Source organism: Erysipelothrix larvae (assembly GCF_001545095.1).
Classification (GTDB): domain Bacteria; phylum Bacillota_I; class Bacilli_A; order Erysipelotrichales; family Erysipelotrichaceae; genus Erysipelothrix; species Erysipelothrix larvae.
On record NZ_CP013213.1, the window covers coordinates 1,414,787 to 1,440,341 of the forward strand.

Genomic DNA, 25,555 nt, shown 5'->3' on the forward strand with positions numbered 1-25,555 from the left:
AGCTTAATTTGTTGTTTATTTTCATAGTTTGTAGCGTAGCAACCTCATGCCATTTAAAATGACCACTAATATGCTTGCTTCGTGTACTAACATTCCGATTGACATGTTCATCCATTCACTAAAGAATACGCTGGCAAGAAGGACTAATACAACCCCTACTGCAATAATAATATTTTGAAGCATGTTATTAGCGGTTGCTTTTGTTAAACCTAATGCATGTGGCAAGCGGCTGAAATCTGAATTCATTAAAACAACATCTGAAGTTTCGATTGCTACATCTGTTCCATTTCCCATAGCAATTCCAATTTGTGCTAGAGCTAGTGAAGGACTATCATTTACTCCATCTCCAACAAATGCCACAATTTGACCTTTTTCTTGTAACTCTTTAATATATGTTGCTTTATCTTCTGGCAACATATGTCCATGAGCTTCTGTAAGTCCTAGTTCACGTGCTACTAAATCAACTGTTCCTTGGTTATCACCAGAAAGAACTACTAGATTTTTAACACCAAGTTTTTTCAACTTTTTAAGATCATCTTTTACACCCGGGCGAATTTGATCACGAATACCCATCAATGCTTTTAATTCACCATCAACTGATGTTAAAACAAGTGAGTTTCCATTTTTCTCAAATCTGGCAATATCTGCACGAGCTTTTTCACTTAAAAGAATATTTTCTTGCTCCATTAGTGCCACATTACCGACTGCAACTTTATGACCTTCTACATGAGCTACAATTCCTCCACCTTTTACAACATCTGTTTTTTCAATTGTATATAATTTTATATCTCCAATATATTCTACAACTGCTTTTGCTAATGGATGATCTGATTCCTTTTCAACACTTGCTAGATACCCTAATACTTCATATTCATTATCTGCATAAATTTCTTTATCAGCTACTTTGGGATTTCCTATTGTTAATGTACCTGTTTTGTCAAATACCATGGTATCTAGTCTGCTAAAGTCACTAATAACCTCGCTACCTTTTAGAAGTACTCCATGACGTGCTCCATTGCCAATCCCCGCGACGTTTGAAACTGGTACACCGATTACCAATGCTCCTGGACATCCTAAAACTAATATTGTAATTGCAAGTTCAATATCCCTTGAAAATATCCATACAATAAAAGAGAGAACTAAAACAGCTGGTGTGTAGTATTTAGAAAATCTATCAATGAAACGTTCTGCTTCTGATTTTGAATCCTGTGCTTCTTCAACCAACTCAATGATTTTACCAAAAGTAGTATCCTCACCTACACGATCAGCAGTGATTTGAATAGTTCCATTTTCTAAAATTGTTCCGGCATATACCCCCGAATCTTTCTTTTTACTTACAGGAACCGCTTCTCCTGTAATACTTGCTTCATTAATATACCCTTCTCCTGTTAACACTGTACCGTCAACTGGGATTTTTGCACCCGTTTTAACAAGCAAAATATCTCCTACATCAACTTCATCTATTTCTACTTCTTCAAACTCACCATTTTTCAGTTGCTTTAGAGCAACTTCAGGCGCCATTTCAGTTAATTCTTTTATTGCAGAACGTGTTTTATTCAGTGTTCTTTGTTCTAGATAAGCTCCAAATAGAAATAAAAAGGTAACAATTGCTGACTCCTCATAATTTCTAATTAGAAACGCGCCAATGACTGCAATGGTCACTAACACATCAATACTGACTACTTTAACTCTGAGTGCTTGATACGCTTGGATGGCAATCGGTATAACTCCTAAAACAGAGGCAATTATTAGTGACCATATGGCTATAGGTTCGTTTTGAAATCCTAATTTACTAACATATGCAATTATTATTAAAATTGCACTTACTATTGTAATATGATTCTTTCTTCCTAAAATTAATTTTTGCATATTCATACTCCTTCCTATTATGATTTTTATTAATTGTATCACTTGTTTCTTTTATGATTCATATGCTTTATCTAATTCTGCCAACAGGTTATATACTGCTTCATAGCTTTCACAAACATCCTCTGGAACTGTATAATTGTCTGTAATTTTACGTAACTTTACAAATTCATCTACTAAGTCAGGTTTTCCCCTTCCTGTATCTTTTAATTTTTTTGCAAGCTTATCATATACTTCACGAACTTGGTGAAATTCTGGATGATTGCCGCCATGAACTCGTGCTACAACTGGTACATACTGTGCTAATGTTTTTAAATGTGTTTCCTTAACTTGATTAAAATCTAATTTTTTTGACATGTTTTTTTCCTTCTTTCTTTTTTCTTTGGGTTGATTACATTATATAAGGGATTAAAAGATATTAACTTGATCTACATCAAGTTTGTTCTTTTTACGCAGAAAAATAGAACAGTTGGTATTTTTAAATTAATGCCAACTGTTCTATTTTTTATTTTAAGATTATCTGCTATATCAGCAACAAACCATCTAAATCTAAAATCTCAATCTTTCTGTTTCTTTTTTGCTTTATATAACCTGCCTCTTCAAAATCAGCAAACTTTCTACTTATCGTTTCAGGTGTAGTTCCTAAGTAAGAGGCTAAATCCTTTCTATTCATTGGCAATTCAATTTCCATTGAACCCTCATCACCATCCAAGCATTCTGCAAGAAACAGCGCTATTCTAGAATCCACCTTCTCTGTGGCAAATCTGGTTGTTTGTTTTTCTGATGTTTCCAATCGGTTAGAAAACTCTGATAAGAACTTCAAGGATATCGTAGGGTACTTTAATAAAAATTCTTGTAAATCATTTTTACTAATCATACACACATCAGTATCACTCATTGCTTCTGCATACGCTTCATGGATTGATTCACGAAACAAAGCAAGTTCTCCAGTAAAATCTCCTGGATTTAAAATTCTCAATAATTGTTCTTTTCCAGACTCAGATAAACGGTAGATTCTAATTTTACCCTTACTTACAACATATAAGGCATTGGATGTATCTCCCTCCCGATAAACCACTTCACCCTTTTTATATGAAATTGACCTCATTACTTTCATAATTTCATCCATCTGTTCTTCTTCTAAATGATTAAAGATTGGAACAACACTGATACATGAAGTCTGTGAATCTGAGTTATCTCTGCGATGATGAGTGTGAGAGGAAGTATTACACCCATTCTTTCTTTTGTCTTGTATAGAATCCTTTTTTGGCATTTAGATACCCCTTTCATACCTTATTGTGAACTTGTTTATCTTTTCAAAATATTCATGAATCCAGTAAATGCAAGTAGATTCATACGGAATTGTAATTGGGTTATCGCCATAGCCTAGACTTTCCATAGAATTTTTTAGACGACCTATTTCTTGCTTAAGTCCTCGGATGGCGGTCATTATTTCTTCTTTTGTTTTTCCTTTGAGATACTCTTCATAGTGACTTTCCGGACTAATCATCATATTAGACTGCCTCCTTTATTCGTTAGATATTTTTATTTCATCTCCATCTGGTAAAATAAATGCCTGCACAAACTTGACACCTAGCACATCAGCAATGGCCTTCAACTCATCCAAGGTTACCGTTTCACGTTGTAATTTCTTATTGAAATTTTGTGGAGTCTGGCCGATACGTCTGGCAAGTTCAGAAACGCTTATATTCATTTGCTCACACAGTTCTTTAATCATTTCTGCCGTAGTCATACAGCACCTCCAAGTTTACGCTAAGAATATTGTAAACCATTTGGTTGATAAATACAATAGTTATTAAAATATTATTATAATCAGCAAGCAAAAGAAAACCCACAACTCTACTGTAGAGTCATGGGCTATTTACTTCTGGTTTTCATATTTCCATTTCGATGCCAGATTTGAAGGCTATGACGAAGTGGTCTTCATAGACTGTAACGCTCTGGATTATCTTCCTTACAAGCTTATCATCATATTCTAAGGTGCGGAATTTGTTCTTGCGGATAAATTCAATCAGCTCATTGATTCGCTCGTTCTCGCCACTGAGGGAGGCATCTTCTACTAAAAGGAGCTGTCGCTTGTCTCTCAGCTCATCAATCTCATCTGCTAGGTGTTCATAGTCTTGACCCTTGTTCGCCAGCTTGATAAGTTCTTTTTGCTTTTCCTCCAGTAAGTTGTTAATCTCTGAAATTTGATACTCTGTGGTTTCACCAATCACAGCATGAATGTTCTCTTCCAGGGTCTTTATCATGTTGTTGCCACCAGCAAGTAGCTTATTAATTGCGGTCATTACAGCACCATAGAGTTCATCTTCTTTTACGGTTCGGTTCTTACAAACTTCAGGACCTTGCTCGATTCTAGTCACACATCGCCAGACAAATTCTTTTCTGCCATGAATATTCCAATAGGTTCTCCTATAAATATCGCCACAATCTCCACAGAAGGTAATGGCACTTAAAGCGTACTTGCTGCTGTAAATTCTTTTGTTCTTACCTTCTCCTGTGTAGATATTGCTTCTTCGATGAATTTCCTCCTGCACCTGTAAGAATAATTCTTTGGGAATGATAGCCTCATGGCTATTTTCAACATAATACTGAGGAAGATGACCTTCGTTCTTCACTCGTTTCTTGGTAAGAAAATCTACTGTGACAGTCTTTTGCAGAAGGGCGTCTCCGATGTATTTTTCGTTTTGAAGGATCTTCTTAACGGATTCTGGTCGCCATCTTGGTTTTCCTGCTGCTGTTAAAATACCATCCTTTTCAAGACCTCGACCAATGCGCACTAGACTCTGACCTTCAAGGTACTCTCGGTAGATGCGTTTGATAATCTCAACTTCCTCGGGAACAATGATTAAATTGCCATCTTCATCTTTGGTGTAGCCCATAAATCGTTTATGGTTGACCTGTACCTTTCCTTGTTGGTATCGGTACTGAAGTCCAAGTTTAACGTTTTGTGAAAGGCTCTGGCTTTCCTGTTGTGCTAGAGATGCCATAATAGTCAGCAAAACCTCACCTTTGGCATCCATGGTGTTAATGTTCTCTTTTTCAAAATAGACGGATATGTTCTTATCCTTGAGCTGTCTAATGTATTGAAGACAGTCTAGGGTGTTACGTGCAAATCGGCTGATGGATTTTGTAATAACCATGTCGATGTTTCCGTCCATGCACGCTGCAATCATACGATTAAATTCGTCACGCTTTTTGGTGTTCGTACCGGAGATACCATCATCTGCAAAGATTCCAGCAAACTCCCATTCAGTATTCTTCTTTATAAACTCCGTGTAGTGTGCGACCTGAACCTCATAGCTAGAATTTTGTTCTTCCGTTTCTGTAGAAACACGGCAATAGGCAGCAACACGAAGTTTCTTTATCTTTTCTTTTGCGGCTGTACTTCCCACTCTTTTACGAGCAGGAATGACCATTATATTTTTCTCTGTCACTTTATTCCTCGCTTTCTATCAGACTGTATAAGTATTCTGCTCGTTCAAAAGGATCCACGGGCATCTTATTATCTGCCTTTTTCATTTTGAATCGTTCTTTGGGAGGGGGAGAGGTAAAAGCGGCAAGCTCTACCACTCGTCCTAAATCCTTTGCACGTTTATCTCTAACTTCTTCAGCTTTATCAAATATCTCTTTATCAATAATTGCTGGATACGTATCATTTCCAAGGTAGTTGACGTTTTTCAAAATACGTCCCATTACTGAGTGTGTCTTATCAATACCTGCCTGTTCGCCAGCCACTGTAAGGGATAGTCCTGATATGTATTTCTCAAAGAATACCTTTACTTGACCTGCTGCCTTTTCATCGACAGTAACCACTCCGTCTTGAATTTTGTATCCATATGGAATATATGCCATTTATCTCACCACCTTTTCTTTCAGGGAAAGACCGCATTTCAAATTGAATGTCAGCTCATCCCTGGAATTTACAATGATGTTCTCTACAAATTCTTCAAATAGTTCTTCCGTGTAGTCACCATTAAAATTATCTGCTGACACATAATTAATGAGGTCCTTTATATCGTTTGCTCGTAAAACCCCACTCGTAGAGTTCGTTACCAGGTTTGTTTTTTCAGTTGTAAGATTTTTTATCTCACTATCCAAGACATTACGTTCCTGATTAAAAAGAGCTGGCTCAAGGAAACCTTTGGCCATCAGTGTAATAAGGGTGTTGCGTTCTTCCATGAGTTGCTCCATTCGCTTATCAATAGCATCCATTCTTTCACGGTCGCTTTCTTCATCAATTTGGCTAATTGATTTGAATAGCGGTTCTAAGATTAGCTTATGACTGAAAGCAAGCTTATTCATCATGGTTGTCAATGTGGCTTTTATTTCTCCATCTCGCAAGAACAACATGGAGCAACTCTCTTTGTCTTCGATATGACCGATGCAACTCCAAGCAATGTAACTCCTACCAGCTGAGTAGTTTGTCTTTCTCCTAAAATTGCGACCACACTCTCCACAGACAATCTTGCCACTTAAAGCATATCGATTAAGATAAACGTTCTTTTTCACGCCCTTACACTTCATCTTGGCTCTTTCATCAATGAGATCTTGTGCCTTAGCAAAGTCTTCTCTACTTATAATAGGTTCATGATTGTCCTTGTAATAGTACTGGTCTTTTTCACCTGTATTCGAATGGCGGTTGTAGTTACTATCAGTGTAGGTCTTTTGTAACAAAACATCTCCCATGTATTTTTCGTTTCGGAGCATGTCTATCACCGTGCCTGCACTCCAGTGATTACCTCTTCTTGCTGGGATTTTGTCTTTGTTCAAACCTCTTGCTATAGTACCTCCACCTTTCCCTGAAAGGCACTCAGTAAAAATACGTTTGATGATTTCTGCTTCTTCTGGGACGATTACCATTTCACCATCTGTATTGGTGTAGCCGTAGGGTGGAGTACCAACATAACTGCCATTTTGAAATCTCTTTTGAATGGACCATGTTGAGTTTTGTGAAATAGATGCAGACTCTTCTGCAGCAAACCCTGAAAGAATAGAAAGCATCAGTTCACTTTCCATATCACCCGTATTTAGATTCTCTTTTTCAAAATAAATATAAACACCGATATCAATCAGTTTTCTTACTAACTCTAGACAATCTACTGTATTACGAGCAAAGCGGCTGATTGATTTGGTGATAATAAAATCAATCCGACCTTGCTTACAATCTCGTATCATACGGAGCAGTTCAGTCCGTTTCTCCATCTTGGTGCCGGAGATCCCTTCGTCATAATAAAGACCAGCAAATACCCATTCTGGATTAGACTTAATATAGCGCTCATAGTGTTCACGCTGTGCTTTAAGGCTTTCAAGCTGTTCATCACTATCGGTTGAGACCCTGGCATAGGCGGCAACCCTAAGTTTCGTATTAGGTAGTTGTCCCTGGGGCAGTTCATCTATTTTTGTTATCTTTTTCATCATCTCACCTCGCTTTCGCCCATTACATACATCACTCTAAAAGCTATTAATAGCAAGCTTTTTAGAACATAATCTCGGCTAAACGGGGAGAAAATTTCTGCCTGTTCAAGGCTGATATTTTGTGTAATTCATCCGCTGTGATTTTGCCTTCTTTATATAGGTTTGCGACAATACTCTCTGCTATGTGAAAGTCATATTCCTTTTGCAGTTCTTCCTCTGTCATCTGCTCGGTTTTGCCCTTTAAAGGACAGCCGTCTTTTACTTCATAAATGTTCATAGAAAAACACCTCCTACCTAGTAGCCACGGCAGGAGGTGAAATCTGATGGTTTTATTAATCTTTTTGATAAAAGTCACATTCATAGCCATCGGCATCAAGTAGCAGCCCTTTTGCCCAAGGTGGCACTTGACTCATCTGTTTACATACTTCAGTAACCGATATTTGAGGATTCGCTTCAATAATTACTTCATCATGGACATGAGCCACAATAGGATAAGTACTAAGCATCTTCATTGAATACATCAAAATATCACGGGAGATGGCTTGAACAATATTCTCTACAAACTTAGGACCGTAACTTTCAAGACGCTCCCATTTCTTTGTTCCACCTACTCCTTCATAGGTAACAGACTCACCACCAAACTGATTCTCACCAATTCGAGGTTTTACATAGGCAAGCCTTCTGCCGGAGGGAAGAACGATAAAAAGCATGCCACTAAGACAATGAAACTCGATGCCATGGGTTTCTTGTGATTTATTTTCCTTTACGCATTGTTTAGCCGCCCGATCTACATCCCACCAGAACTGTGTGATGTTGGGATTAGACATTCTCCAGGCATTCACAAGCGGTTTTAATTCTTCCTCTTCAAGCCCCATCTCTAATGCGCCCATGGCTTTTAATGCACCAACAGAACCACCATAGCCAAGTGCCAATTCAGCAATTTTACCCTTCTGTCTCAAGTGACCGTTCACACCATGCTTTTCAACGGAAACACCAAACATCTGTGAGGCAGATGCACAGTAGATATCACCACCACTAGCAAATACATCCGTTCGCCATGTCTCACCTGCAAGCCATGAAAGCACACGAGCCTCAATGGCTGAAAAGTCAGCCACAATAAACTTATGACCAACTCTTGGTACAAAGGCTGTACGAATTAGTTGTGAGAGTGTATCGGGTATATCTTCATAGAGCAGTTCTAGTGTTTCAACATCACCATTTCTGACAATAGTTCGCGCCTCTTTTAAATCTGGCATATGGTTCTGAGGGAGATTTTGCAATTGCACAAGCCTACCGGCAAAGCGACCGGTTCTGTTAGCTCCATAAAACTGAAACATTCCCCTGGCGCGAGAATCTGCACAAACCGCATTTTCCATTGCTGTATATTTCTTTACCGAGGATTTTGCCAGTTGCTGACGAAGTGAAAGAACTTCATTTAGTTCACCATCTGTTTCCTCAAGTTTCTCAGCGACAGCCTTTTTCCCGAGTGTCTCCATCTCTAGACCGTTATCTGAAAGCCAGCCTTTCATCTGTTGTACGGAGTTTGGGTTTTCGAGATGTGTTATCTGCTGCATGGCGGTTAGTAGTTTTTCATGAGAGATGTCATCCATAGCGATGGCCTGCTTAACAAAATCCATATCCACCTTTATGCCTCGATCGTTAATTTCTTGGTCGAGATGATACTCATCCCAGATGTCCTCTGGCACTGGAAACTTGATCAATCTTTGTTGTATCTGGATTTCTGCCTCCACATCACGCTTGTTATATGCTTTAAACTGCTGCCATTTATCTCTTTCATCGGTTGGCAAATTACGAGTTCTACCACCATTTATTTTTGTTGGAGTACATGGAAGACAAAAATATCGTATCAGGTCTTTACCCTCCGTCAGCTTTTGCTTTTCAAGGCCTAGCACTGCACCTACACCTTCTAAAGAAAGAGGAAGTCCCATATAGGCAGACCAAACCATGGAACATTTCCATGAGGAAGGATTTAGATAAGTCCCAGTGGGATAGCCCAAATAACGTGAAAGGCATACTCGCTCAAACTGAGCATTAAATGCCCACTTCGTAATGGTTTCATCGGTTAAGGCATCTAGGATTTCTTTTGGAATCTTTTCTCCATTCATCAAATCGATGACCTTAACTTCATCACCGTCAACCGCATAACCAAACAGCATCACCTCAAAATCATCTGCTTCTACGTAACGATAAACACCACTTTTTTGTAGATTGGTAGATGAATAGGTTTCGATATCAATTTCTAAGTTCTTCATAGCTACCACCTTTCCTAAATGAAAAAAGGTGGCAGAGGGAAGACCTCCACCACCGTCAAGTTTATTGTTTCTATTAGGCAAGGAAGTCATCATCGACAAGAGTCGTAAAATCATCTACTGCAGAAGTCTTACCGCCTAGAGGTTCTCCGTCTCTAATTTTTTGAATGTTACCAAGACCACAAGCTACACCTTTATTACCATTTGAGTTGAAAGCATAGAAGTTAAGAGAAACCCTGCCATAACAACCGCTATACACCTCACTGCGATCCATAATCGGCTTAACACTTTTATCTACAATCTGTGGCGCTGTCTTGCTATTTGCATTGATGAAGTAATGGCCTTTATAAGCCTCATCATCACGCTCTACATCACCATCACGCAGCGGTAGTTTAATGGCTGCCTTATTTGGTTTCTTACCACCAAACTTTGCGATACCTTCCTCAATGGCAGCATCAACTGCTGCATGGATAGCATTAATGGTTTCCTTGTCATCCTTTGGAATAAGGACGGAAACGCTGTACTTTTCTGCACCACCATTAATAGATACAGGCTCCCATCCGTGGAAGTAAGAAAATCTTGAGTTTACACCTGTGATAACTTTTGTTTTGTTTTGCATATTTGCCATAATATTTAATCCTCCATAATTTCGTTAAATTCGTTTTTAGCATTTACTACGTTAATCGCCGGTCTTTTATCCGAATTGGGAACAAGAGTCGGCTTGCCCGGTGGTTTGTAAATGAAGTCACCGAGGAGTTCCTCAAACTTGGCTTTACCCATCAGTTTTTGCATCTCTGTCATCGGAATAAGGCTCTTTCTGTAAATATCCTTATATCCACCTGCTACAGCTTTTTCTGCGATGGCTTCTTCATCTTTATACTTACGAACCGAGCGACCTTCCACAACTTTAAAACCATTCCACTCTTTACCGTGATTGACTGCTGCATCAGTGGCATAGGCAGTTATTTCATTTGCCCATTTGGTAAGGTCGGGAAGAATAAGTAAGATTTCTTCTATTTCAGCATCCGTCAGAAGAGGTGGCATCTTGAATTCTTTCTCAGCAAGTTTTAGTTTTTCTTCGGCTCTAGCCCTACATTTGTTTGCCGCTTTACAGAAGGTACACCATGGACCGGGGATGTATTCACCCTCACCGTTGAAGGCTTTGACAGCTCTGGGCTTTAGTTCCTCTTCAGCCCAGTCTTTTAGTTCTTCCACCGGTATTGTCCAGGTGCTGACATTCTCTCTTCTAGGCTGAAAGATCGTCATGGACACTTCTTTGATGTCGTACAGGTGATCATAGATTCCAAGTGCTCCTAGGGCATACAGTTTCATCTGTGGATTGTCCACGGCATCAACTAGCACACCCAGTCCATATTTAAAGTCTACGATGTGAAGTCTGTCATCTGAAATGATTACACAGTCTCCTGTCCCAAAACCATCTGGAACATAACAAGAGAAGTCAAGACGTTGTTCAATAAGAACGATAGGATCTGTGCAAGACTTTCTTGCAAGTTCCACCTGCTCCATAACAAAGTCCACGTAAGCATCTGTACATTCCTCCATCTCATCAGAGTTATACTCAGAGACAGGTCGCTGACTTCTCATATGAAGTGCCTTTTTTAGTTTGTGTTCACACAGGTCATGAGCCGCTGTGCCTTCTTTTGCTGCCTCACCACTTTGGTCTTCAAACTCCAGTTCAAGTCTTGCAGAGGGTAGGCAGTTAAGCCACCTGTGGGATGAGGATGCAGATAATATTGCATGATTACCCATTCCCAAGACCCTCCGCATCTTTCAAGATGTCAGCATAATACGCCTTATCAATAGCACTTAACTTGTCTGCACCATACTTCTGAATGAGTCCTCGCACTTCGGTGGTAAATCCAAGCTGGCTCTTTTCAGCAAGTACCATACGCACTTTTTCCAGTGGGATATCTGGCTCTTTTACTGGTTCTTGTTCAGTTACAGCTTTTGCACTTGGAGTAGGATCTCCTTCTGTCATCGCATCGCAAACTGCCTGTATGCTGTCAGCAAGACTTCGCATATCATTGACCACTTCAAGCAGTAGCTTTATTTTGCTCAAGGTCAGTTCCTCCTTTCGTCATTTCACAGATAGAGAGTTCCTCGATGCTGTCTCCAGGGATCACAATCGTTACACGCTGTTTACTCCCTAAAAGAAAGCGAAGAATTCGTTCCCTTACGGACAAATTACGGCAGGTAACAAGTCCGCCTGTCTGTGGTTTCTTAGAAACACTAATTTTGAGATTGTGTTTCATATCCATCACCTCTTTCCAAAGGGCGATTTATTTCTTGCCCTCTACCTAGTAGCCTCGGGAGGTGATAGAATCTGACGGTTTAGAAAAAAAGAAAGCCTACCAAAGAGAAATACTCCTTGATAGGCATTCTGGATTACTATTATTTCAAGAGTTCATTGACCCTTTTTTGTACTGAAATATAGTCATAACCGGCATTTGTAAGTTTGTTTTTTCGATCTTGTCCGTTACCCCAATCGCCACGAATGACTTCCTTTGCGATGGCATCAATAGACTTTTTACTAGATAGCATTTCATTGACTTTTGATTGCACTGCCGCGTAATCATAGCCTGCATCCGTTAAACGTTTCTTTCGTTCTTCGCCATTACCCCACAACCCTTGAATGACTTCCTTGGCCAGTGCCCCGACCGATTTCTTTTCTGTAGGAGCAGGTATATTTTCTTCTTTACCAAGATGATTTAGCCTTGCACTTTGGATAATCGTTTTATAATCCTTGTAGGCATAGTTCATATCCAAATTGCCTGAATAACCATTCAATTTACCTTTGCTTGTGTACTGCCAGATACCATGACGAAGTGTCGGTTCTTTACTCGACCACTGAGCGACCCAGAAATCATAAGGTGCTAGACGATCCAGTTCTGTCAAATCTTGAAACCAAGAACTAGATGCATAGATACCGGCATAATAGCCTGCCTTTTCCACGGTTTCACAAAATCCTACCAACGCATCGGTAATGGCTTTCTTGCCACTTGGTCGCTGATGATAATTATCCTCTGTATCAATAAAAACGGGATAAGAGATGGTCTTGCCTTTGATAATTTCTAGGCATTTCTTCGCTTCTGCTATGCTTTTGGTTTTGGTATTGGCACAGCTGTACCAGTAAACACCGATAGGAATACCTCTCTCGTGAAAGGCTTTGTAGTGTTTTTCAAAGACATCATCTTTGTGTAAACTCACTCCTGTACCGTGACCGGTGTATCCTGCACGTAGAATGACAAAATCAACCTCTTTCGCAAGTTGGTCATAGTTTATCTGACTTGGTTTTTGCCACGTGCTGATATCGATTCCTTTAGTTTTCATGATTATTCCTCCTTATCGCTCTTGTTGTGGAGCTGTTTTAATACATCTTTTAGTTTTTCTGGGATAGGTAGTCCAAGGTGAGCTGAATTTTCTAACAGCGAAATCCCCTCATTCGATAGATAGAAGAAAACAATCGCTGTTCTTAGTACGCTCCCATCACCAATCACATAAACATCTAAAATATTAGCTACACCCACTAAAACAAAAATCAGCACTTTACGGCTGATTCCGATAAATCCCACTTCACTTGATAGGGTCTTATCAGCGATTGCACATAAGACACCTGTTAGATAGTCGATGACTACAAAGACTAGTAGCGCATATAAAAACCCGTCTGCTCCTCCTAAAAACCATCCGAAGAATCCACCGATTGCTGTTATCACAACTTGGATCCAGTTCCATATTTCTTTCATTTAAAATTCCTCCTTTTGTTGAAATAAAAAGAACACCTACTTTTGCAGATGTTCCTTTGATTACTCTATTTGTTTTGGTAGCCACTCCCAGAGTCTTAAATCCTCCTGGCCTAGTGACCACATACACATGCCTCGAAGTTTCCACCGATAAGCTGCTTCATTTGCCCAGTACACCAGGCTATCCACATCCTGATAATAAAGAATGGAAAATCCGTCACCATCACCTAAGAAAATACGAGATATCCAGATGTTAATATCCCTTGGAATGATGGTGACACTGTAGTCCTTTCCGCACTGGATGGACGGCATCATATCTGAATGAAAAAAATCATAATCTAGGGAGATGCTTTCACTTCTTGTGGCTGATTCCTCAAGGTCTGCTGTTAAAGTAAACACTTGAAACTCATCATCCCAAGAACAGTTACTTCTTGATAGCCGACCATAAGTTTTAAATGTTCCATCGGGCATAAGCACGTCAAAGCGTTCATAAGGCTCATAGGTCCAAGCATCGCCTAAGCGAAGCAACTGGCAATGGACTTTATTATCCGAACGAATACCTGCATACCCTGTCACATCCGAGCAAGTGGCTGTAAAGCGCAGTGTATTAGATGCAGAGGAATAGACCCGCACTTGATTGCCACGCTTTCGAATTTCTAGAGTGTAAAAGCTTGGATTCGATCGAATGTTTGCGGCCGATGTTTTTGAAAAGCTGGTGGCATAACTACCTTTTAAAGTAGAACCTTCATACAGTTCAATACGCTGGTTATCATAATTAAAGCAACAATACATCGTTCCAATAAAAACACCTGCCTTGCCACTAAAGGTCTCAGGAAAAATAATCTGCGCCCTTAAATGGATATCTGAAAAACTGTTGTAGTTCCATGCTAACTGCCCCTTACCCTCCAGTTGGGAATAGGGTCTATTCATCGAACTGCTTGTATCTTGCCAAACACTCCATTCGCCTGATAATGTTGTCCAGTAGCTTTGGGGGAGAGGGTTATCATCTCTAAAATCCTCATACCACACAAGGGCAGAATCTGCTTTTCTTCTAAGCATTTCAAGCGTCAACTTAAAACCAGTTGCAGGTCCTACCATATCACCATTTACATCCTTGAAATGTCTAGGAGCTAGGGTATATTCTGCTTCACCAACTGTTGGCTCCTCAGAAAATGAAGAACAGACTCTAAATCCATAAAACTGTACACCCTTTGCCCCAAGCGAAATGGTGATGGTGTGTGTTCCTGCAGAAAGGCTCACTCCTTTTTTAAGCACCGCCCAGAAAGTCGTTCTCCAATAAGGCCACCACAGTCTGTTTTCAGAAAAATCTACTTCATTTCCATCAAGGGAGATATGAATATTATTCTTATCCCAAAATGGAAAGCCTAGCTTTACTGCTACATCATAAGTACCTGCCTGAGCAAGCGTAAAATGATAGGTTGCCGCACCTTCATCCCCCAGTGTTGTGACGCTATTAGAAACAGAAACAACACCAGAATAACTATCCGGCATGGCATCATGATCCACATAAACAGTTCCAAAGGCTGACTTTTGTTGTTTGCCATAGGCCGTCAGATACTGTCTGCCATTGTAGCTTGCAGATAAGAGTGGATAGCTATAGCGAGCGGCATCTCTTCCTTCCATATAATCGTAGACATGCGGCAATGCCCAAGGCACTTTATTATCATCATCCCAGTAAGCCACGATGGGAATAAACGGTTGAGGAGGTGCATCGTGTGTGAAATTATAGACTCCTGTCATCCAGTATTTTGCCGCATAGTAGGTATGAGACGTTCCCCTATAGGCTTTACCTAGGTTTTCTGGTGTGTCATAGATTTGCCAGTTCCAGCCGTAAGCAGGCATCCCAAAGAAAATCTTATCGGGATTCATCACTGTAACGGCATAATCATAGATCCCTTCAAGCCAGCTCCTTGGAGATACAGGTCCCGGTGCAGAACCTGACCAAGCCATACCATAACTCATAATTGATGCGGTATCGCAATAAGGGTCTAGGTCACCATATACGCACCAGTTCTCACCACCTACAGAGCCATTGACACTAGTCATACCTGGAAGGCAAATGTTCATCAGTTTACTTGAATCATAGGCTTTGATGGTGTTGTAAATATTTTTAAACATGGTCGTTGACTCAGCATGAGTGGAATAGTCATCGCCCCTTTCTAGGTCAATATCAATACCATCGCACCAAGGATACTTTTTCATAATACGAATAAGCTCGGATAGAAACAGTTCCTGAGCGCCATTCGTGTTATCTCTCAATGCTCTGAAAATACTGTTTGCTCCATCATTGGCAATGGTAAGTAACCATTTGATGTGACGATAACGGTTGATGTAGGGGAGCATACTACTGATGGTAACACCACTCTCAACAATTTCACCCGTAGCTCGTACCTTAAAAGAAAAAAGACCGATGGTATCAATCCGGTCTCCATATTTCTCTAAAGCTTCATACATCCGTGCATTTCCCATAAAAGTCCACACCATGATTTTCTTGCCTTTTAGTCGTTCCATTAGAATGGTTCACCTCCGTCTTGCATTTCTTGCATGGTAAACAGCACCCTTGCAGATTTCCCTTTTTCAAGGGTCACTTTGTGCTTTGAGTCCCAGGCAGCACTGTATTGATAGAACCCCTCTTTGGGTTCGCTTGCTCCGTTTTTGGTACACTCTCGTGTAGATGCTAGAAGTGCCAAATCAGCATCTTTTCCAATGGTTCCAGGGAAGGAGACCTGTTGCCCTCCTATACCTTGGCTTAGTTTCACTGTTCCAGCAGACATAGAAAGCTTTGGATAGATATGAATATCAAGTCCTGCAGAGGTTTCACCAACATTAAATAAAATAATGGTTTCCTCTGAATGTATTTGTTAATCTAAAAGTGGGCCAATTCTCAATTGAAAACTGGTCCACTATTTTTATAACTTCAGAAGTGTGTGATAATGCTTTTGGAGGTGAAAGAGGTGATATCACAAATGAGCAAATATTCAATTATCACATTAAAAAAGAAAGGATGGTCCAACAGAAAGATTGCCCTTGAATTGGGTATAGACCGAAAGACGGTCGCACGGTATCTTCAGGAATATAATAAATGTCAAATACAATTGATTGATAATCATGATTTATCAGACGAAAGAAAAGTAGAAGTCATTGATCAAATTGTTGGGGACCGTCACTATGATGCAAGCAAACGAGGTAAGCGCAAGTTAACGCAAGAAATTCAAGCACGCATCATTGAAATTATGGATTCAGAAAAAGATAAAGATATGTTACTAGGAAGACATCATAAGCAAAAGTTAACAGTCACTCAAATTTTTGAAATTATCAAAAGCGAGGGACATGATATTGGTCAGACAACCATACGAAATTTTGTGCATGAAATTCAAGCTTCACGAGAAACATTTATTCGACAAGATTATCGATATGGTGAGCGGTTAGAGTTTGACTTTGGAGAAGTAAAGCTTTTAATTAATGGTGAACCAAGAACATATTATCTCGCTGTTTTCTCATCACCAGCAAGCGGATATCGGTATGCATATTTATATCCAAACCAACGCAAACAAGTATTCATAGATGCACATGTTCGCTTCTTTGAGCATTCTAAAGGCTCTTGGGGTGAAGTTGTATATGACAATATGAGAAACGTCGTGAAGCGCTTTATAACGCCTTATGAAAAAGAAATTAATGATGATTGCCTCAAACTGGCACTCTATTATAATTTTGAAATTAACCTGACTAATATACGAAGTGGTCATGAAAAAGGAAGTGTAGAAAACAGTGTTAAGGTAATTCGAAATCGTGTATTCGCAAAGGACTATAAGTTTGAAACATTTGAAGAGGCATGTGTTCATCTTGAACAGACTCTTGATGAAATCAATATAAAGAGTTCAATCGAAGATGAAAAGAAAGAACTTCAACCTTACAGAATTCCTTATGAATTCGCTGATATCGAAGTATATAGTGTTGACAAGTATGGTTGTATACACGTTGAAAATAATTTTTATTCAGTCCCAGACTATCTCCAACACAAAAGAGTTACGGTCAAAAACACCGTAAATTCGATACGCATCTATTCAAATCACACATTTGTGTACGAACATAAAAAGATAGATGGTCATCATCAATATCAGCTTGTGTTGGACCACTATCTGAATACAATGATGACTAAGCCGGGATCTGTAAAGAATTCACTTGTCCTAAAACAACATCCTGAGCTTTATAACATCTACCATAATCATTATAAAACAAGAACTAAAGAGTTCATAGAAATTCTTCAAGAAAACAGGAATGAAACGTATAAAACGCTCAAAGATGCTTTAAAGTATCGGTTGGTTTCAAATACAATTGACACCGTTGAGTATGATGACAGCATACAAGAACAATCACGTAAACAACTTAAGAAAATAAGCCAATTAATGCACTAGGAGATAAATTAATGGAAACAATTGAACAATTGTCAAAAGAATTAAAACTTTCATTCATAAAAACACACTATGAAGCAGCAATACAGGAAGCGAAACACAAAGGATTGGATTTTCAAGAATTTCTTAACGAACTGCTTTATTGCGAACGAAACAATCGTCGTGACAACGGAATAAAACAACGCATTCGTGCTGCTCGATTTCCTCAAAACAAGACATTGGAGGATTTTACGACTGTAAAATTTAATTCAGAATTAAAACGAAAGTTTAAAGAACTGGAAACATTGAACTTTATAGAAAATAAAGAAAACATTATCTTAATGAGTAATCCTGGAATGGGAAAAACACATTATGCGACCGCACTTGGAATCAAAGCTTGTCTAGAAAATAAAAAAGTGCTATTTATCAGCGTTCCTAATCTAATTATAGAGTTAAAAGAAGCTATGTCAAAAAATCAAATTACGCAATACAAAAAGAAGTTTGAAAAATTTGATCTAGTAATTCTTGATGAACTCGGCTATGTATCATTTGATAAAGAAGGAAGTGAAATTCTATTCAATCTAATCTCAAATAGAATAACAGTGGGCTCTATGATTATTACAACAAATTTAATGTTCGATAGATGGGAAGAAATATTCAAAGACCCCATTCTAACAACTGCTCTAGTCGACCGCTTAACCTATAAATCACATCTATTAAATATGAGTGGAGAGAGTTATCGTGTTGAAGAAACAATTGCTTGGCTAAAGAGCAAAGAATGACAAACGGTAGTGGACCAGTTTTCAATTGAGATTTGGACCATTATTCAGTTGACAAATACACTGAACGGACCACACCGTTAAACCAAACAGGATTCTTGATACTGCCATCTTCCTTTAGTTTTTCTAACCTGCTCTCCGTATGAGGCGCATAACCATTTAGAACAGGTCCTTCTTGTAACTGGATGTCCGTAAACCAAATCATGCCAGTGCAATCATAGAGGGTAGGTTTTATGCTTACACTCATGACACGCATATCTTGTTTTTTATTTATGACTTCTGCCAACCTTATAAATTTAACCTTAGCCATCTAACGTCCACCTTATTTCACAGGGATGACCTACCCATCCCGTGACCACTGACCCTGCTTGTAAAAAGAGATCCGTAATATAAAAAGTGCCTGTGCAATTTGTGACACAGACACGGACGGTAATGGATTTTACTTTAGTAGAGTAGCTTTCTGGGTGTATCTTTTCTGATGTTCTTGAAAAATAGGCCACCAATCCACCTCCTTAATACAAATCAATAAACCTTGCTTCTGTCGTTCCATCTTCATATTCAATAACCACTTCAATGCCAACCTGTGAGTTGCTACTCAGCTTTTCAAGGTTTTCAGATGCGATTTGTGCCGAGAGCGTGTAGCTAGAGCGATTAGCTGGATAGATGGTCTGAGCCATACTTTTTGTCATATTGGCTATACCCATTGCCTTAAAGGATGTCGACCCACTTACACCGTTATCACCATCTACTTCAAAGCCTGAGTTAACCCAGTAAGCCATTCCATCATCAGCACGAGAATTTCGCAACAGATTAAAAGGCACCATTTCCCGGATATCATTGTTTGTCACCATACTTGTGCCTTCAAGAGAATCTGCCACGTTATCCCACTGGCTTGCAGAACTACCCAGATTTTTAAGGGTAGTAGATAGTTCTAATACTGTATTCCATGGTTCTTGTAAGTTGTATTCTCTTCGTATGACACGAGTGGTCACCGACAGCCCTAAATCCTTATCTTCTACATGAACGTAATCGCCAAGCGACCATGCCTCATGCTCATAACCCGTTAAGACTGATAAATCCATTGCATTTAAAACATAGGAGATATTGGGTTTTGAATACTGAGCCAGCCTCATCTCGGTATATTCTTTCATCTGATAGGGATTGGTAAAGGAAGAACAATCAAGCGTTGATATTCGAATATCAGACGAATAAGTATAGTCCTCCACATACGCCTTTCCTCCATTGATGTCTGCAAAGGTAAGACCATCGCTGCCAATGGCATAGAGCCTTGTTACAAGACTTCTGGTATCAACGACTCTTTTAATGCTCTTCATATTTTTCTTATAGGCGAACAATGCACCACTATCCGTACCATAGACCGTTAAGAGATGGACCAGTCTATTCGGGCAATCAAAGACAAGGTCTCCACCGTGTAAGTCAGCAACCGTGCGAAGGATGGAAAGTGCATTCTTTTCTGTACTCGTCCAGGTTCTTTTAGTTCGTACATTAACTGTGCCTACGCTCCATTCCGTTCCTTCTAAGGCATAAGCCATAGAGACTTCAGCAGTTTCTGCATCAAATTTATGCTCTTCTTTTCGCACTGAAAAAGTCAGGTCATAAAACTCTGCCTCAGCATACACTTCAGTCGCTAGATTTCCTTCGCTGTCTTTTGTATCTGTTAAAGTCCTTACTTTATAGATGTCATCAACAATCTGAATTTTCTTTTCGCTATCAATAAATCCCCGCTTGGGATCACGGTAGGGGATCATAAAGGAGAGCGTATCCTCGCCATTGATTTCACTGGTTACCACAATGTTATAAGCATTTTCTAACACAGCCTCCCAAGCCCCATTTGAATCCAGTACGACCGGTCTTGAAAAACCAATCCTCTCATAAGGTGACTTTGGAATGTCATATAGCCTGATATCAATAATTCGAGGGGTCTTACTCGTATCTGTGGTAGTAAGTGTGACCTTAAAACGAATGTATGCCTTATTTGGAGATACCAGTTTTCCATCAAGTGCGATGGCTACCCAATCACTCCAATGAACTAGGTCATCGCTTGTTGAGGTTTCTATCGGCCCAACTGCAGTTACCCCAGAGATATATTCACTGGTAACGGAGACCCGACCTGTGCCAGATAGATTGCACGTTGCCGGAGCAGTATATAGTGTTCCTTCCGTTGGATAGACACCTTCTGTTTCCCTTAAGCTCACCACTCCCGGTACGCTAAGAGCATCAACAGCACCGCCCATATCACCACCGTTAGTCAAAAGAGACCCATTGAAATAATCAATCAAATCATCCACTGTAAGACTTGAATCCATATCAAAAAACCAGTCATCAAATCTTCCAGCATACCAATAGGCATCTGCATGCATGCCCATAATGATGTCGGCCGTGCAAGAAGGATTTAGTGTGCCTGTAAAGGAATAAGTCGGTGACACCCAGCTTGTTCCGCTCGTCTTATCTCCCAGTACAATCCATGCATTTTTATTGTTTGGTTCTATGACCGTGCAAATAAAATACACACCACCATTGATGAGTGAAAAAGGCGGTGTGGTTGTTTGGTCGAGTATGAGAGAACCACTAGCGTTATAAAGCATGATTCTAGGTCTGCCTGCAAAGAGCGACAGGTAAAAGATAGGCTGACCAGGACCATAGCGCGTATTTAATACGGGGCAATAGGTATTTCCCACCGAATAAGTAGTCGGTATCATCCAACCGCCAACAAGGATTCGCTCTCCCATCTCCGAAAAGAAAGTACCATCATTGGCCACTTTAAGGTAGGTTTTTTCTGTAGCGGGATTGTTGATGTTGATTCGGATTTGTCTCCCTTTTTGGCCACTTAGAAGGCTCGCAGTTGTTCCTAGATAATTGACAAGCTCTATTTTTCTGTCTAACCCAGAAGAGTCTGCAAGATAGCCATATTCATCAACTGATACATCATTAAATCGCCACAGTCCAGATTTTGCATATTCGACTGGGAACTCTCCCGTAAAATCTGTCTGCTTATTTAATATTGTTTTTAGTGCCACTGGATCACCTCCATCTACTGCGAGCCTTTATTTCAAGTGCTGTAAACACAGCATTATTCGTTGTTATTGCTAGGGTATTCGTGCCCACATGAAGACTTGGAAAATCTATATCCTCTAGGTAAGGCAAAGCGTTTCTTAAGATTATCCCGTTTTCGTCTTCCACATAAGCCGTCATCTTACCTGTATCAATGACAAGGGTTTCTTCTGCCAAAAGTACAGCATTCACTATTTTCATTTCCAAGCCATTGGTTGTAACAGAAATAGAATTGTTCACACCCGATGTGATGATTCCCTTCAAGCGATACATAGGATTGGAATCAACATTGCCGGTCAGTCTTGTAACCGTGTGGTCGCCTTCGCTTTCTATTAAATAATTTTCATCCGTAATGGCATAAGCAAAAGGGTCAGGACAGAAAAACTTCAAGTTGAAACTTCCTGCAAAACGAATGAGTCGTTCACAGTCCACTTTTTCATTCAGCCTTGCCATGAAATACCTGTCGGGTACATCATCAAAAACAAGTTCTTTTAACCCTTGCATGGGATCAAGCCATGTTGAAAGTTCATCAAGCGTACTCACCAGAGCAGAAAAGCTATGCTTGGGATAGATATTGCAAGCTACATTGATTTCTCGGTAATCAAAATCAGCTCCAAAGTCTGTCACCCCATACTTTCCAGGTACGTTGGTGGTGAAATTTCGCATTCCTCCACAGACCTGCCAGGAAGTGAGCCTGGCTTTTAGTCCCATGCTTTTTGAAGAAATATCGTCATATGAAAAACCCATCGGCACACCTCCTTATGTTGTAGAAAACCGACCCTGAGCACGAGAGCCTGTCTGAATTAAGTTATAAAGTTCCTGAGATACCCTTCTGATATCATCTTCACTTCGTACAATCATCTGCTGTATAGTAACTAGCGACCCACTGACACCACCTAGGGAAGAGGTCGCTGCATTTGAAATCACGCCGCCTACAGAAGTATCCACTGAAAAGTCTGTAGGCAAGGATGTACTCATATCACTGGCAAGACTGGTCATCACATCGTTGATATCCTCGCTCATCATTTCAGCTGCTTTTACAGCCTCATCACCGTTATCTTGGATAGAACCTGCAAGACCTTTCACAAGCATTTCACCAACCCACCCCATCTGTTTCGAGGGTGATTTGATACCGAAGAAATCCTTGATACCCGTCCAAATGCCACTAATCCAACCACTCACTTTATTCCATAACCAAGAAGCAAGGGATTGAATACCCTGCCATAACCCTTTTACAATGTTGCCACCCACCGTCACGATGGAACCCATGGAGTTTGTAAATGCTCTGACGATGCCGCCAATAATCTGAGGCACTGCTTTTACGATCTCTACCACAATGGTTGGTAAATTCTGAATGAGTGCTACAAATAGCTGAACCCCTGCCATAATGATCTTGTCGATGTTTCCAATTAAGGCATTTACGATACTTGAAATGATTTGAGGGATTGCCACCACAATGGTGGTAATAATGGTCGGTAGATTTTGAATCAGTGCAACAAGTAAGTCGACACCCGCTTGTATGAGTTGTGGAATCGAACTTAAAATCCCATTTAATATTCCATCAATTATCTGTGGAATCGCCTCTACAATAGCCGTAATAATTTCAGGCAAGGCTGTAACCAACGATGTTAATAGCTGAATACCTGCATCTATAATCTGAGGAATTGCGCTTATAATAAAATCAACGATTGCCAAAATAATCTTAGGGAGAGCCTCAATTAGTTGCGGGATCGCCTCGAGTAGCCCCTGAGCCAAACCAAGTATTAACTGCAGTGCTGCATCGAGAAGCATGGGTAAATTATCCACCAAACCTTGCACAATCGTAGTAATTGCATTAACTGCCGCAGGAATCAGTTCTGGGAGAGCCTGCCCAAGACCGTCCACTAAAGCTGCTATTAACTGAACGGCTGCATCCACTAGCAGTGGTAAGTTTTCAATCAAGGCATTCACAATCGTAAGGATGGAATCAACCGCTACCGGTATTAAGGTAGGTAATAGGTTCATCAGTGCGTTCAGTACCTGAGTAAATAAATCTGTCACCGTAGCAAGCAGTGTCGGTAACAAATCAGAAACCGCATCCAATAATGCTTCAATTGCGATGGGCAGGGTCTTTACGATATTTTCAATCACTGGAGTAATGTTTTTTACCACCGACTGAAAGGCATCCACCATGTTTTTACTGAGTTGTTCCATATTCGCATCGGCATTTCCAAAACCAACTAAAAGATTTTGTAAAGCAGATTCAAAAGCATTCAAGGACCCTGAAATAGTCTCCTCTGCCTCAAGAGCAGTCGTACCAGCAATGCCCATGCTTTCTTGAATGACATGGATGGCAGAAACTACATCGGCATAAGAAGAAACATCGTACTCAATGCCAGAGATAGCCTCGGCATCGGCAAGGAGTCGCTCCATTTCACTTTTTGTACCACCATATCCAAGTTTAAGGTTGTCTAGCATGGTGTAATTTTGTTTAGCAAAACCCTGATAGGCATTTTGAATGGATTCCATGTCTGTACCCATTTTATTGGCATTGTCAGACATATCAGTAATTGCCATATCCGCATATTTAACGGCTTTTTCAGTATCTCCTCCAAGAGAAGAAATAAGGCTTGCAGAAAACGAAGTGACCGTTTCCATGTAGTCATTGGCAGAAAGACCTGCCGTCTTATAGGCATTCGATGCATAGTCTTGTAACTGCTGAGAGTTTTCTTTAAAAAGCGTATCCACACCACCGACTAATTGTTCGTAATCTGCATAAGCGGAAATGACTTCTTTACCCAGTTTGACAGCCGCCGCACCTGCTGCAACAGCAACTGCTCCCATGGCAATGCCGATAGATTTTAGAGTTGTACCTAAACCTTTAAACTTAGATTCGGATTTTTCAGCAGAGTCAGCCGCCTCATCAATCTCTTTTCCCATATCATCTGCACTGTCGGTGACATCGTTCATTTCACGGTTCATGTCATCGAGAGCATCTTCAGCATCATCATAATTGGAGTTAGCTTCTTCAAGAGCAGCATTATTGCTACTTAACTCTCGCTCCATATTGTTGAGTGCCGCCTCAGCATTGTTCAATTGAATCTGCCAGTTTTGTGTTCTTCTATCAGTTTCTCCAAAGGAGGTAGCTGCATTCTCAAGAGCCGACCTCAAGGTATCAATTTTGCTTTTTTGGGTTTCAATCTCTTTATTGAGGACTGAATTTCTGGCGGAAAGTGCCTGGACAGACTTATCGTTTTTATCAAATTCTGAGGCTACCAGTTTCATTTCAGAGCCAAGTACTTTAAAGGAACGATTGATATCGGTTAATGCCTTTTTAAATTCTTTCTCGCCTTCAAGACCGATTTTTAAGCCAAAATTATCTGCCATGCTCTCCACCTCCTTTGTCAGATTCCATCAGGGATGATGTCATCAATAAATATCTCTCTTTTTGGTTTTGCCAGCCCCTGATACTGTTTGTGACACTCCCACAAGTCTAGTAGCAAACCAAACGGCATCAGCCAAAATTCATCCATGGTCAGATGTAATACGCTGATGCCGTAATATAAAAGCCTCGTAAATAACTCTTCGTCACTTACGGGGCTACTGCGTTTTTTTGGCTTTCCTCACTGAGTACATTTCTTTTTGCACCCTTGTAAAGGGCATTCATAATTGCCTCTTTGTACTCTGCCAAATCAATCGGGCTTGTGAGAATTTCTACCTCATCTTCTGTCAGTAATTCCTTCGGAGCATCCTTGTGCTTGATGTTATAGACAAGAGTACTTTGATTGGCCAGTAAGGTAATCAGCCACACAATCTCTGAAAGTGCCATCTCGACATTCTCAGACTTCATTAGCTTATCGCCTAAGTTTTCAAGACCACCATATCGTCCTGCGATTTCCTTTGTTGCTTTTGTAGTAAGTAGTAGCACATATTCATCGCCACCAATACGAATGCTTGCTGTTCGTTCGTTATCCATC

Annotated in this window: 25 protein-coding genes; 2 read left to right on the top strand and 23 right to left on the bottom strand. The window is 40.1% G+C overall.

Annotation, left to right across the window (positions count from 1 at the left end; translation table 11 throughout):
- Positions 1 to 21: 21 nt before the first annotated feature.
- The 18 genes from AOC36_RS06585 to AOC36_RS06670 all read right to left on the bottom strand — a co-directional run bounded on the left by AOC36_RS06585 (position 22) and on the right by AOC36_RS06670 (position 16,131).
- Positions 22 to 1,869 (bottom strand): heavy metal translocating P-type ATPase, encoded by a 1,848-nt coding sequence (locus AOC36_RS06585; protein ID WP_067632650.1) that lies wholly within the window; start codon positions 1,867 to 1,869, stop codon positions 22 to 24.
- Positions 1,870 to 1,920: 51 nt separating this feature from the next.
- Entirely contained in the window at positions 1,921 to 2,223 is a 303-nt protein-coding gene (locus AOC36_RS06590) for a hypothetical protein (protein WP_012658664.1), read from the bottom strand.
- Between the two features lie 166 nt (positions 2,224 to 2,389).
- On the bottom strand, positions 2,390 to 3,139 hold the full coding sequence (locus AOC36_RS06595; RefSeq protein WP_046388156.1) for a Crp/Fnr family transcriptional regulator: 750 nt from the start codon (positions 3,137 to 3,139) through the stop codon (positions 2,390 to 2,392).
- Positions 3,140 to 3,379 (bottom strand): hypothetical protein, encoded by a 240-nt coding sequence (locus AOC36_RS06600; RefSeq protein WP_067632653.1) that lies wholly within the window; start codon positions 3,377 to 3,379, stop codon positions 3,140 to 3,142.
- 15 nt (positions 3,380 to 3,394) lie between these two features.
- Complete coding sequence (locus AOC36_RS06605) at positions 3,395 to 3,619, bottom strand: helix-turn-helix domain-containing protein (RefSeq protein WP_002303393.1); 225 nt, start codon at positions 3,617 to 3,619, stop codon at positions 3,395 to 3,397.
- Between the two features lie 142 nt (positions 3,620 to 3,761).
- On the bottom strand, positions 3,762 to 5,324 hold the full coding sequence (locus tag AOC36_RS06610; RefSeq protein WP_470295746.1) for a recombinase family protein: 1,563 nt from the start codon (positions 5,322 to 5,324) through the stop codon (positions 3,762 to 3,764).
- Between the two features lies 1 nt (position 5,325).
- Complete coding sequence (locus AOC36_RS06615) at positions 5,326 to 5,742, bottom strand: hypothetical protein (protein ID WP_061106162.1); 417 nt, start codon at positions 5,740 to 5,742, stop codon at positions 5,326 to 5,328.
- Positions 5,743 to 7,305 (bottom strand): recombinase family protein, encoded by a 1,563-nt coding sequence (locus tag AOC36_RS06620; RefSeq protein WP_067632655.1) that lies wholly within the window; start codon positions 7,303 to 7,305, stop codon positions 5,743 to 5,745.
- A 61-nt stretch (positions 7,306 to 7,366) separates the two neighbouring features.
- The gene (locus AOC36_RS06625) at positions 7,367 to 7,582 is read right to left on the bottom strand and encodes an SHOCT domain-containing protein (RefSeq protein ID WP_067632657.1); all 216 of its coding nucleotides are present in this window, start codon (positions 7,580 to 7,582) and stop codon (positions 7,367 to 7,369) included.
- 55 nt (positions 7,583 to 7,637) lie between these two features.
- Positions 7,638 to 9,578 (bottom strand): DNA polymerase, encoded by a 1,941-nt coding sequence (locus AOC36_RS06630; RefSeq protein WP_067632659.1) that lies wholly within the window; start codon positions 9,576 to 9,578, stop codon positions 7,638 to 7,640.
- Positions 9,579 to 9,651: 73 nt separating this feature from the next.
- Positions 9,652 to 10,203, bottom strand: coding sequence for a DUF2815 family protein (locus AOC36_RS06635; protein WP_067632661.1), 552 nt, complete (start codon positions 10,201 to 10,203; stop codon positions 9,652 to 9,654).
- A 5-nt stretch (positions 10,204 to 10,208) separates the two neighbouring features.
- The gene (locus AOC36_RS06640) at positions 10,209 to 11,345 is read right to left on the bottom strand and encodes a DUF2800 domain-containing protein (RefSeq protein WP_067632663.1); all 1,137 of its coding nucleotides are present in this window, start codon (positions 11,343 to 11,345) and stop codon (positions 10,209 to 10,211) included.
- Complete coding sequence (locus AOC36_RS06645; RefSeq protein WP_198401159.1) at positions 11,338 to 11,616, bottom strand: hypothetical protein; 279 nt, start codon at positions 11,614 to 11,616, stop codon at positions 11,338 to 11,340. The genes AOC36_RS06640 and AOC36_RS06645 overlap by 8 nt, the downstream gene beginning before the upstream one ends.
- Before the next feature lie 13 nt (positions 11,617 to 11,629).
- A complete protein-coding gene (locus AOC36_RS06650) occupies positions 11,630 to 11,848 on the bottom strand; it encodes a hypothetical protein (protein WP_067632667.1) in 219 nt (72 codons plus the stop codon).
- A 139-nt stretch (positions 11,849 to 11,987) separates the two neighbouring features.
- Entirely contained in the window at positions 11,988 to 12,926 is a 939-nt protein-coding gene (locus AOC36_RS06655) for a GH25 family lysozyme (protein ID WP_067632669.1), read from the bottom strand.
- Between the two features lie 2 nt (positions 12,927 to 12,928).
- Positions 12,929 to 13,339 carry a phage holin family protein gene (locus AOC36_RS06660; RefSeq protein WP_061106176.1) on the bottom strand — a complete coding sequence of 137 codons (411 nt, stop codon included), beginning with the start codon at positions 13,337 to 13,339 and terminating at the stop codon, positions 12,929 to 12,931.
- Between the two features lie 60 nt (positions 13,340 to 13,399).
- Entirely contained in the window at positions 13,400 to 15,868 is a 2,469-nt protein-coding gene (locus tag AOC36_RS06665; RefSeq protein WP_067632671.1) for a glycosyl hydrolase family 18 protein, read from the bottom strand.
- On the bottom strand, positions 15,868 to 16,131 hold the full coding sequence (locus AOC36_RS06670; RefSeq protein ID WP_198401160.1) for a hypothetical protein: 264 nt from the start codon (positions 16,129 to 16,131) through the stop codon (positions 15,868 to 15,870). The genes AOC36_RS06665 and AOC36_RS06670 overlap by 1 nt, the downstream gene beginning before the upstream one ends.
- Before the next feature lie 192 nt (positions 16,132 to 16,323).
- Here AOC36_RS06670 and istA point away from each other — a divergent pair, with 192 nt between their 5' ends.
- Together istA and istB are read left to right on the top strand one after the other, a co-directional pair.
- A complete protein-coding gene (gene istA, locus AOC36_RS06675; protein WP_157777120.1) occupies positions 16,324 to 17,772 on the top strand; it encodes an IS21 family transposase in 1,449 nt (482 codons plus the stop codon).
- An 11-nt stretch (positions 17,773 to 17,783) separates the two neighbouring features.
- Entirely contained in the window at positions 17,784 to 18,530 is a 747-nt protein-coding gene (gene istB / locus AOC36_RS06680) for an IS21-like element helper ATPase IstB (protein ID WP_067630339.1), read from the top strand.
- A 40-nt stretch (positions 18,531 to 18,570) separates the two neighbouring features.
- Here istB and AOC36_RS06685 read toward each other — a convergent pair whose 3' ends face one another.
- The 5 genes from AOC36_RS06685 to AOC36_RS12480 form a co-directional block, all read right to left on the bottom strand.
- Entirely contained in the window at positions 18,571 to 18,837 is a 267-nt protein-coding gene (locus AOC36_RS06685; protein ID WP_198401161.1) for a hypothetical protein, read from the bottom strand.
- Between the two features lie 202 nt (positions 18,838 to 19,039).
- Positions 19,040 to 21,565, bottom strand: coding sequence for a phage tail spike protein (locus AOC36_RS06690; RefSeq protein ID WP_067632673.1), 2,526 nt, complete (start codon positions 21,563 to 21,565; stop codon positions 19,040 to 19,042).
- A 4-nt stretch (positions 21,566 to 21,569) separates the two neighbouring features.
- Complete coding sequence (locus AOC36_RS06695) at positions 21,570 to 22,346, bottom strand: distal tail protein Dit (protein WP_067632675.1); 777 nt, start codon at positions 22,344 to 22,346, stop codon at positions 21,570 to 21,572.
- A gap of 12 nt (positions 22,347 to 22,358) precedes the next feature.
- Entirely contained in the window at positions 22,359 to 24,965 is a 2,607-nt protein-coding gene (locus AOC36_RS06700; RefSeq protein WP_067632677.1) for a phage tail protein, read from the bottom strand.
- A 205-nt stretch (positions 24,966 to 25,170) separates the two neighbouring features.
- The gene (locus AOC36_RS12480) at positions 25,171 to 25,554 is read right to left on the bottom strand and encodes a hypothetical protein (protein ID WP_067632680.1); all 384 of its coding nucleotides are present in this window, start codon (positions 25,552 to 25,554) and stop codon (positions 25,171 to 25,173) included.
- Position 25,555 lies beyond the last annotated feature (1 nt).

Bases quoted from the DNA above. Each gene is read 5' to 3' on its own strand.
- AOC36_RS06655 (WP_067632669.1), bottom strand. From the start codon at position 12,926: ATGAAAACTAAAGGAATCGATATCAGCACGTGGCAAAAACCAAGTCAG.
- AOC36_RS06650 (WP_067632667.1), bottom strand. From the start codon at position 11,848: ATGAAACACAATCTCAAAATTAGTGTTTCTAAGAAACCACAGACAGGC.
- AOC36_RS06665 (WP_067632671.1), bottom strand. From the start codon at position 15,868: ATGGAACGACTAAAAGGCAAGAAAATCATGGTGTGGACTTTTATGGGA.
- AOC36_RS06605 (WP_002303393.1), bottom strand. From the start codon at position 3,619: ATGACTACGGCAGAAATGATTAAAGAACTGTGTGAGCAAATGAATATA.
- AOC36_RS06695 (WP_067632675.1), bottom strand. From the start codon at position 22,346: ATGGGTTTTTCATATGACGATATTTCTTCAAAAAGCATGGGACTAAAA.
- AOC36_RS06585 (WP_067632650.1), bottom strand. From the start codon at position 1,869: ATGCAAAAATTAATTTTAGGAAGAAAGAATCATATTACAATAGTAAGT.
- AOC36_RS06670 (WP_198401160.1), bottom strand. From the start codon at position 16,131: ATGTCTGCTGGAACAGTGAAACTAAGCCAAGGTATAGGAGGGCAACAG.
- AOC36_RS06640 (WP_067632663.1), bottom strand. From the start codon at position 11,345: ATGGGTAATCATGCAATATTATCTGCATCCTCATCCCACAGGTGGCTT.
- AOC36_RS06590 (WP_012658664.1), bottom strand. From the start codon at position 2,223: ATGTCAAAAAAATTAGATTTTAATCAAGTTAAGGAAACACATTTAAAA.
- AOC36_RS06595 (WP_046388156.1), bottom strand. From the start codon at position 3,139: ATGCCAAAAAAGGATTCTATACAAGACAAAAGAAAGAATGGGTGTAAT.
- AOC36_RS06625 (WP_067632657.1), bottom strand. From the start codon at position 7,582: ATGAACATTTATGAAGTAAAAGACGGCTGTCCTTTAAAGGGCAAAACC.
- AOC36_RS12480 (WP_067632680.1), bottom strand. From the start codon at position 25,554: ATGGATAACGAACGAACAGCAAGCATTCGTATTGGTGGCGATGAATAT.
- AOC36_RS06635 (WP_067632661.1), bottom strand. From the start codon at position 10,203: ATGGCAAATATGCAAAACAAAACAAAAGTTATCACAGGTGTAAACTCA.
- istB (WP_067630339.1), top strand. From the start codon at position 17,784: ATGGAAACAATTGAACAATTGTCAAAAGAATTAAAACTTTCATTCATA.
- AOC36_RS06700 (WP_067632677.1), bottom strand. From the start codon at position 24,965: ATGGCAGATAATTTTGGCTTAAAAATCGGTCTTGAAGGCGAGAAAGAA.
- AOC36_RS06685 (WP_198401161.1), bottom strand. From the start codon at position 18,837: ATGGCTAAGGTTAAATTTATAAGGTTGGCAGAAGTCATAAATAAAAAA.
- AOC36_RS06645 (WP_198401159.1), bottom strand. From the start codon at position 11,616: ATGCGAAGTCTTGCTGACAGCATACAGGCAGTTTGCGATGCGATGACA.
- AOC36_RS06620 (WP_067632655.1), bottom strand. From the start codon at position 7,305: ATGAAAAAGATAACAAAAATAGATGAACTGCCCCAGGGACAACTACCT.
- AOC36_RS06615 (WP_061106162.1), bottom strand. From the start codon at position 5,742: ATGGCATATATTCCATATGGATACAAAATTCAAGACGGAGTGGTTACT.
- AOC36_RS06630 (WP_067632659.1), bottom strand. From the start codon at position 9,578: ATGAAGAACTTAGAAATTGATATCGAAACCTATTCATCTACCAATCTA.
- AOC36_RS06660 (WP_061106176.1), bottom strand. From the start codon at position 13,339: ATGAAAGAAATATGGAACTGGATCCAAGTTGTGATAACAGCAATCGGT.
- AOC36_RS06600 (WP_067632653.1), bottom strand. From the start codon at position 3,379: ATGATGATTAGTCCGGAAAGTCACTATGAAGAGTATCTCAAAGGAAAA.
- istA (WP_157777120.1), top strand. From the start codon at position 16,324: ATGAGCAAATATTCAATTATCACATTAAAAAAGAAAGGATGGTCCAAC.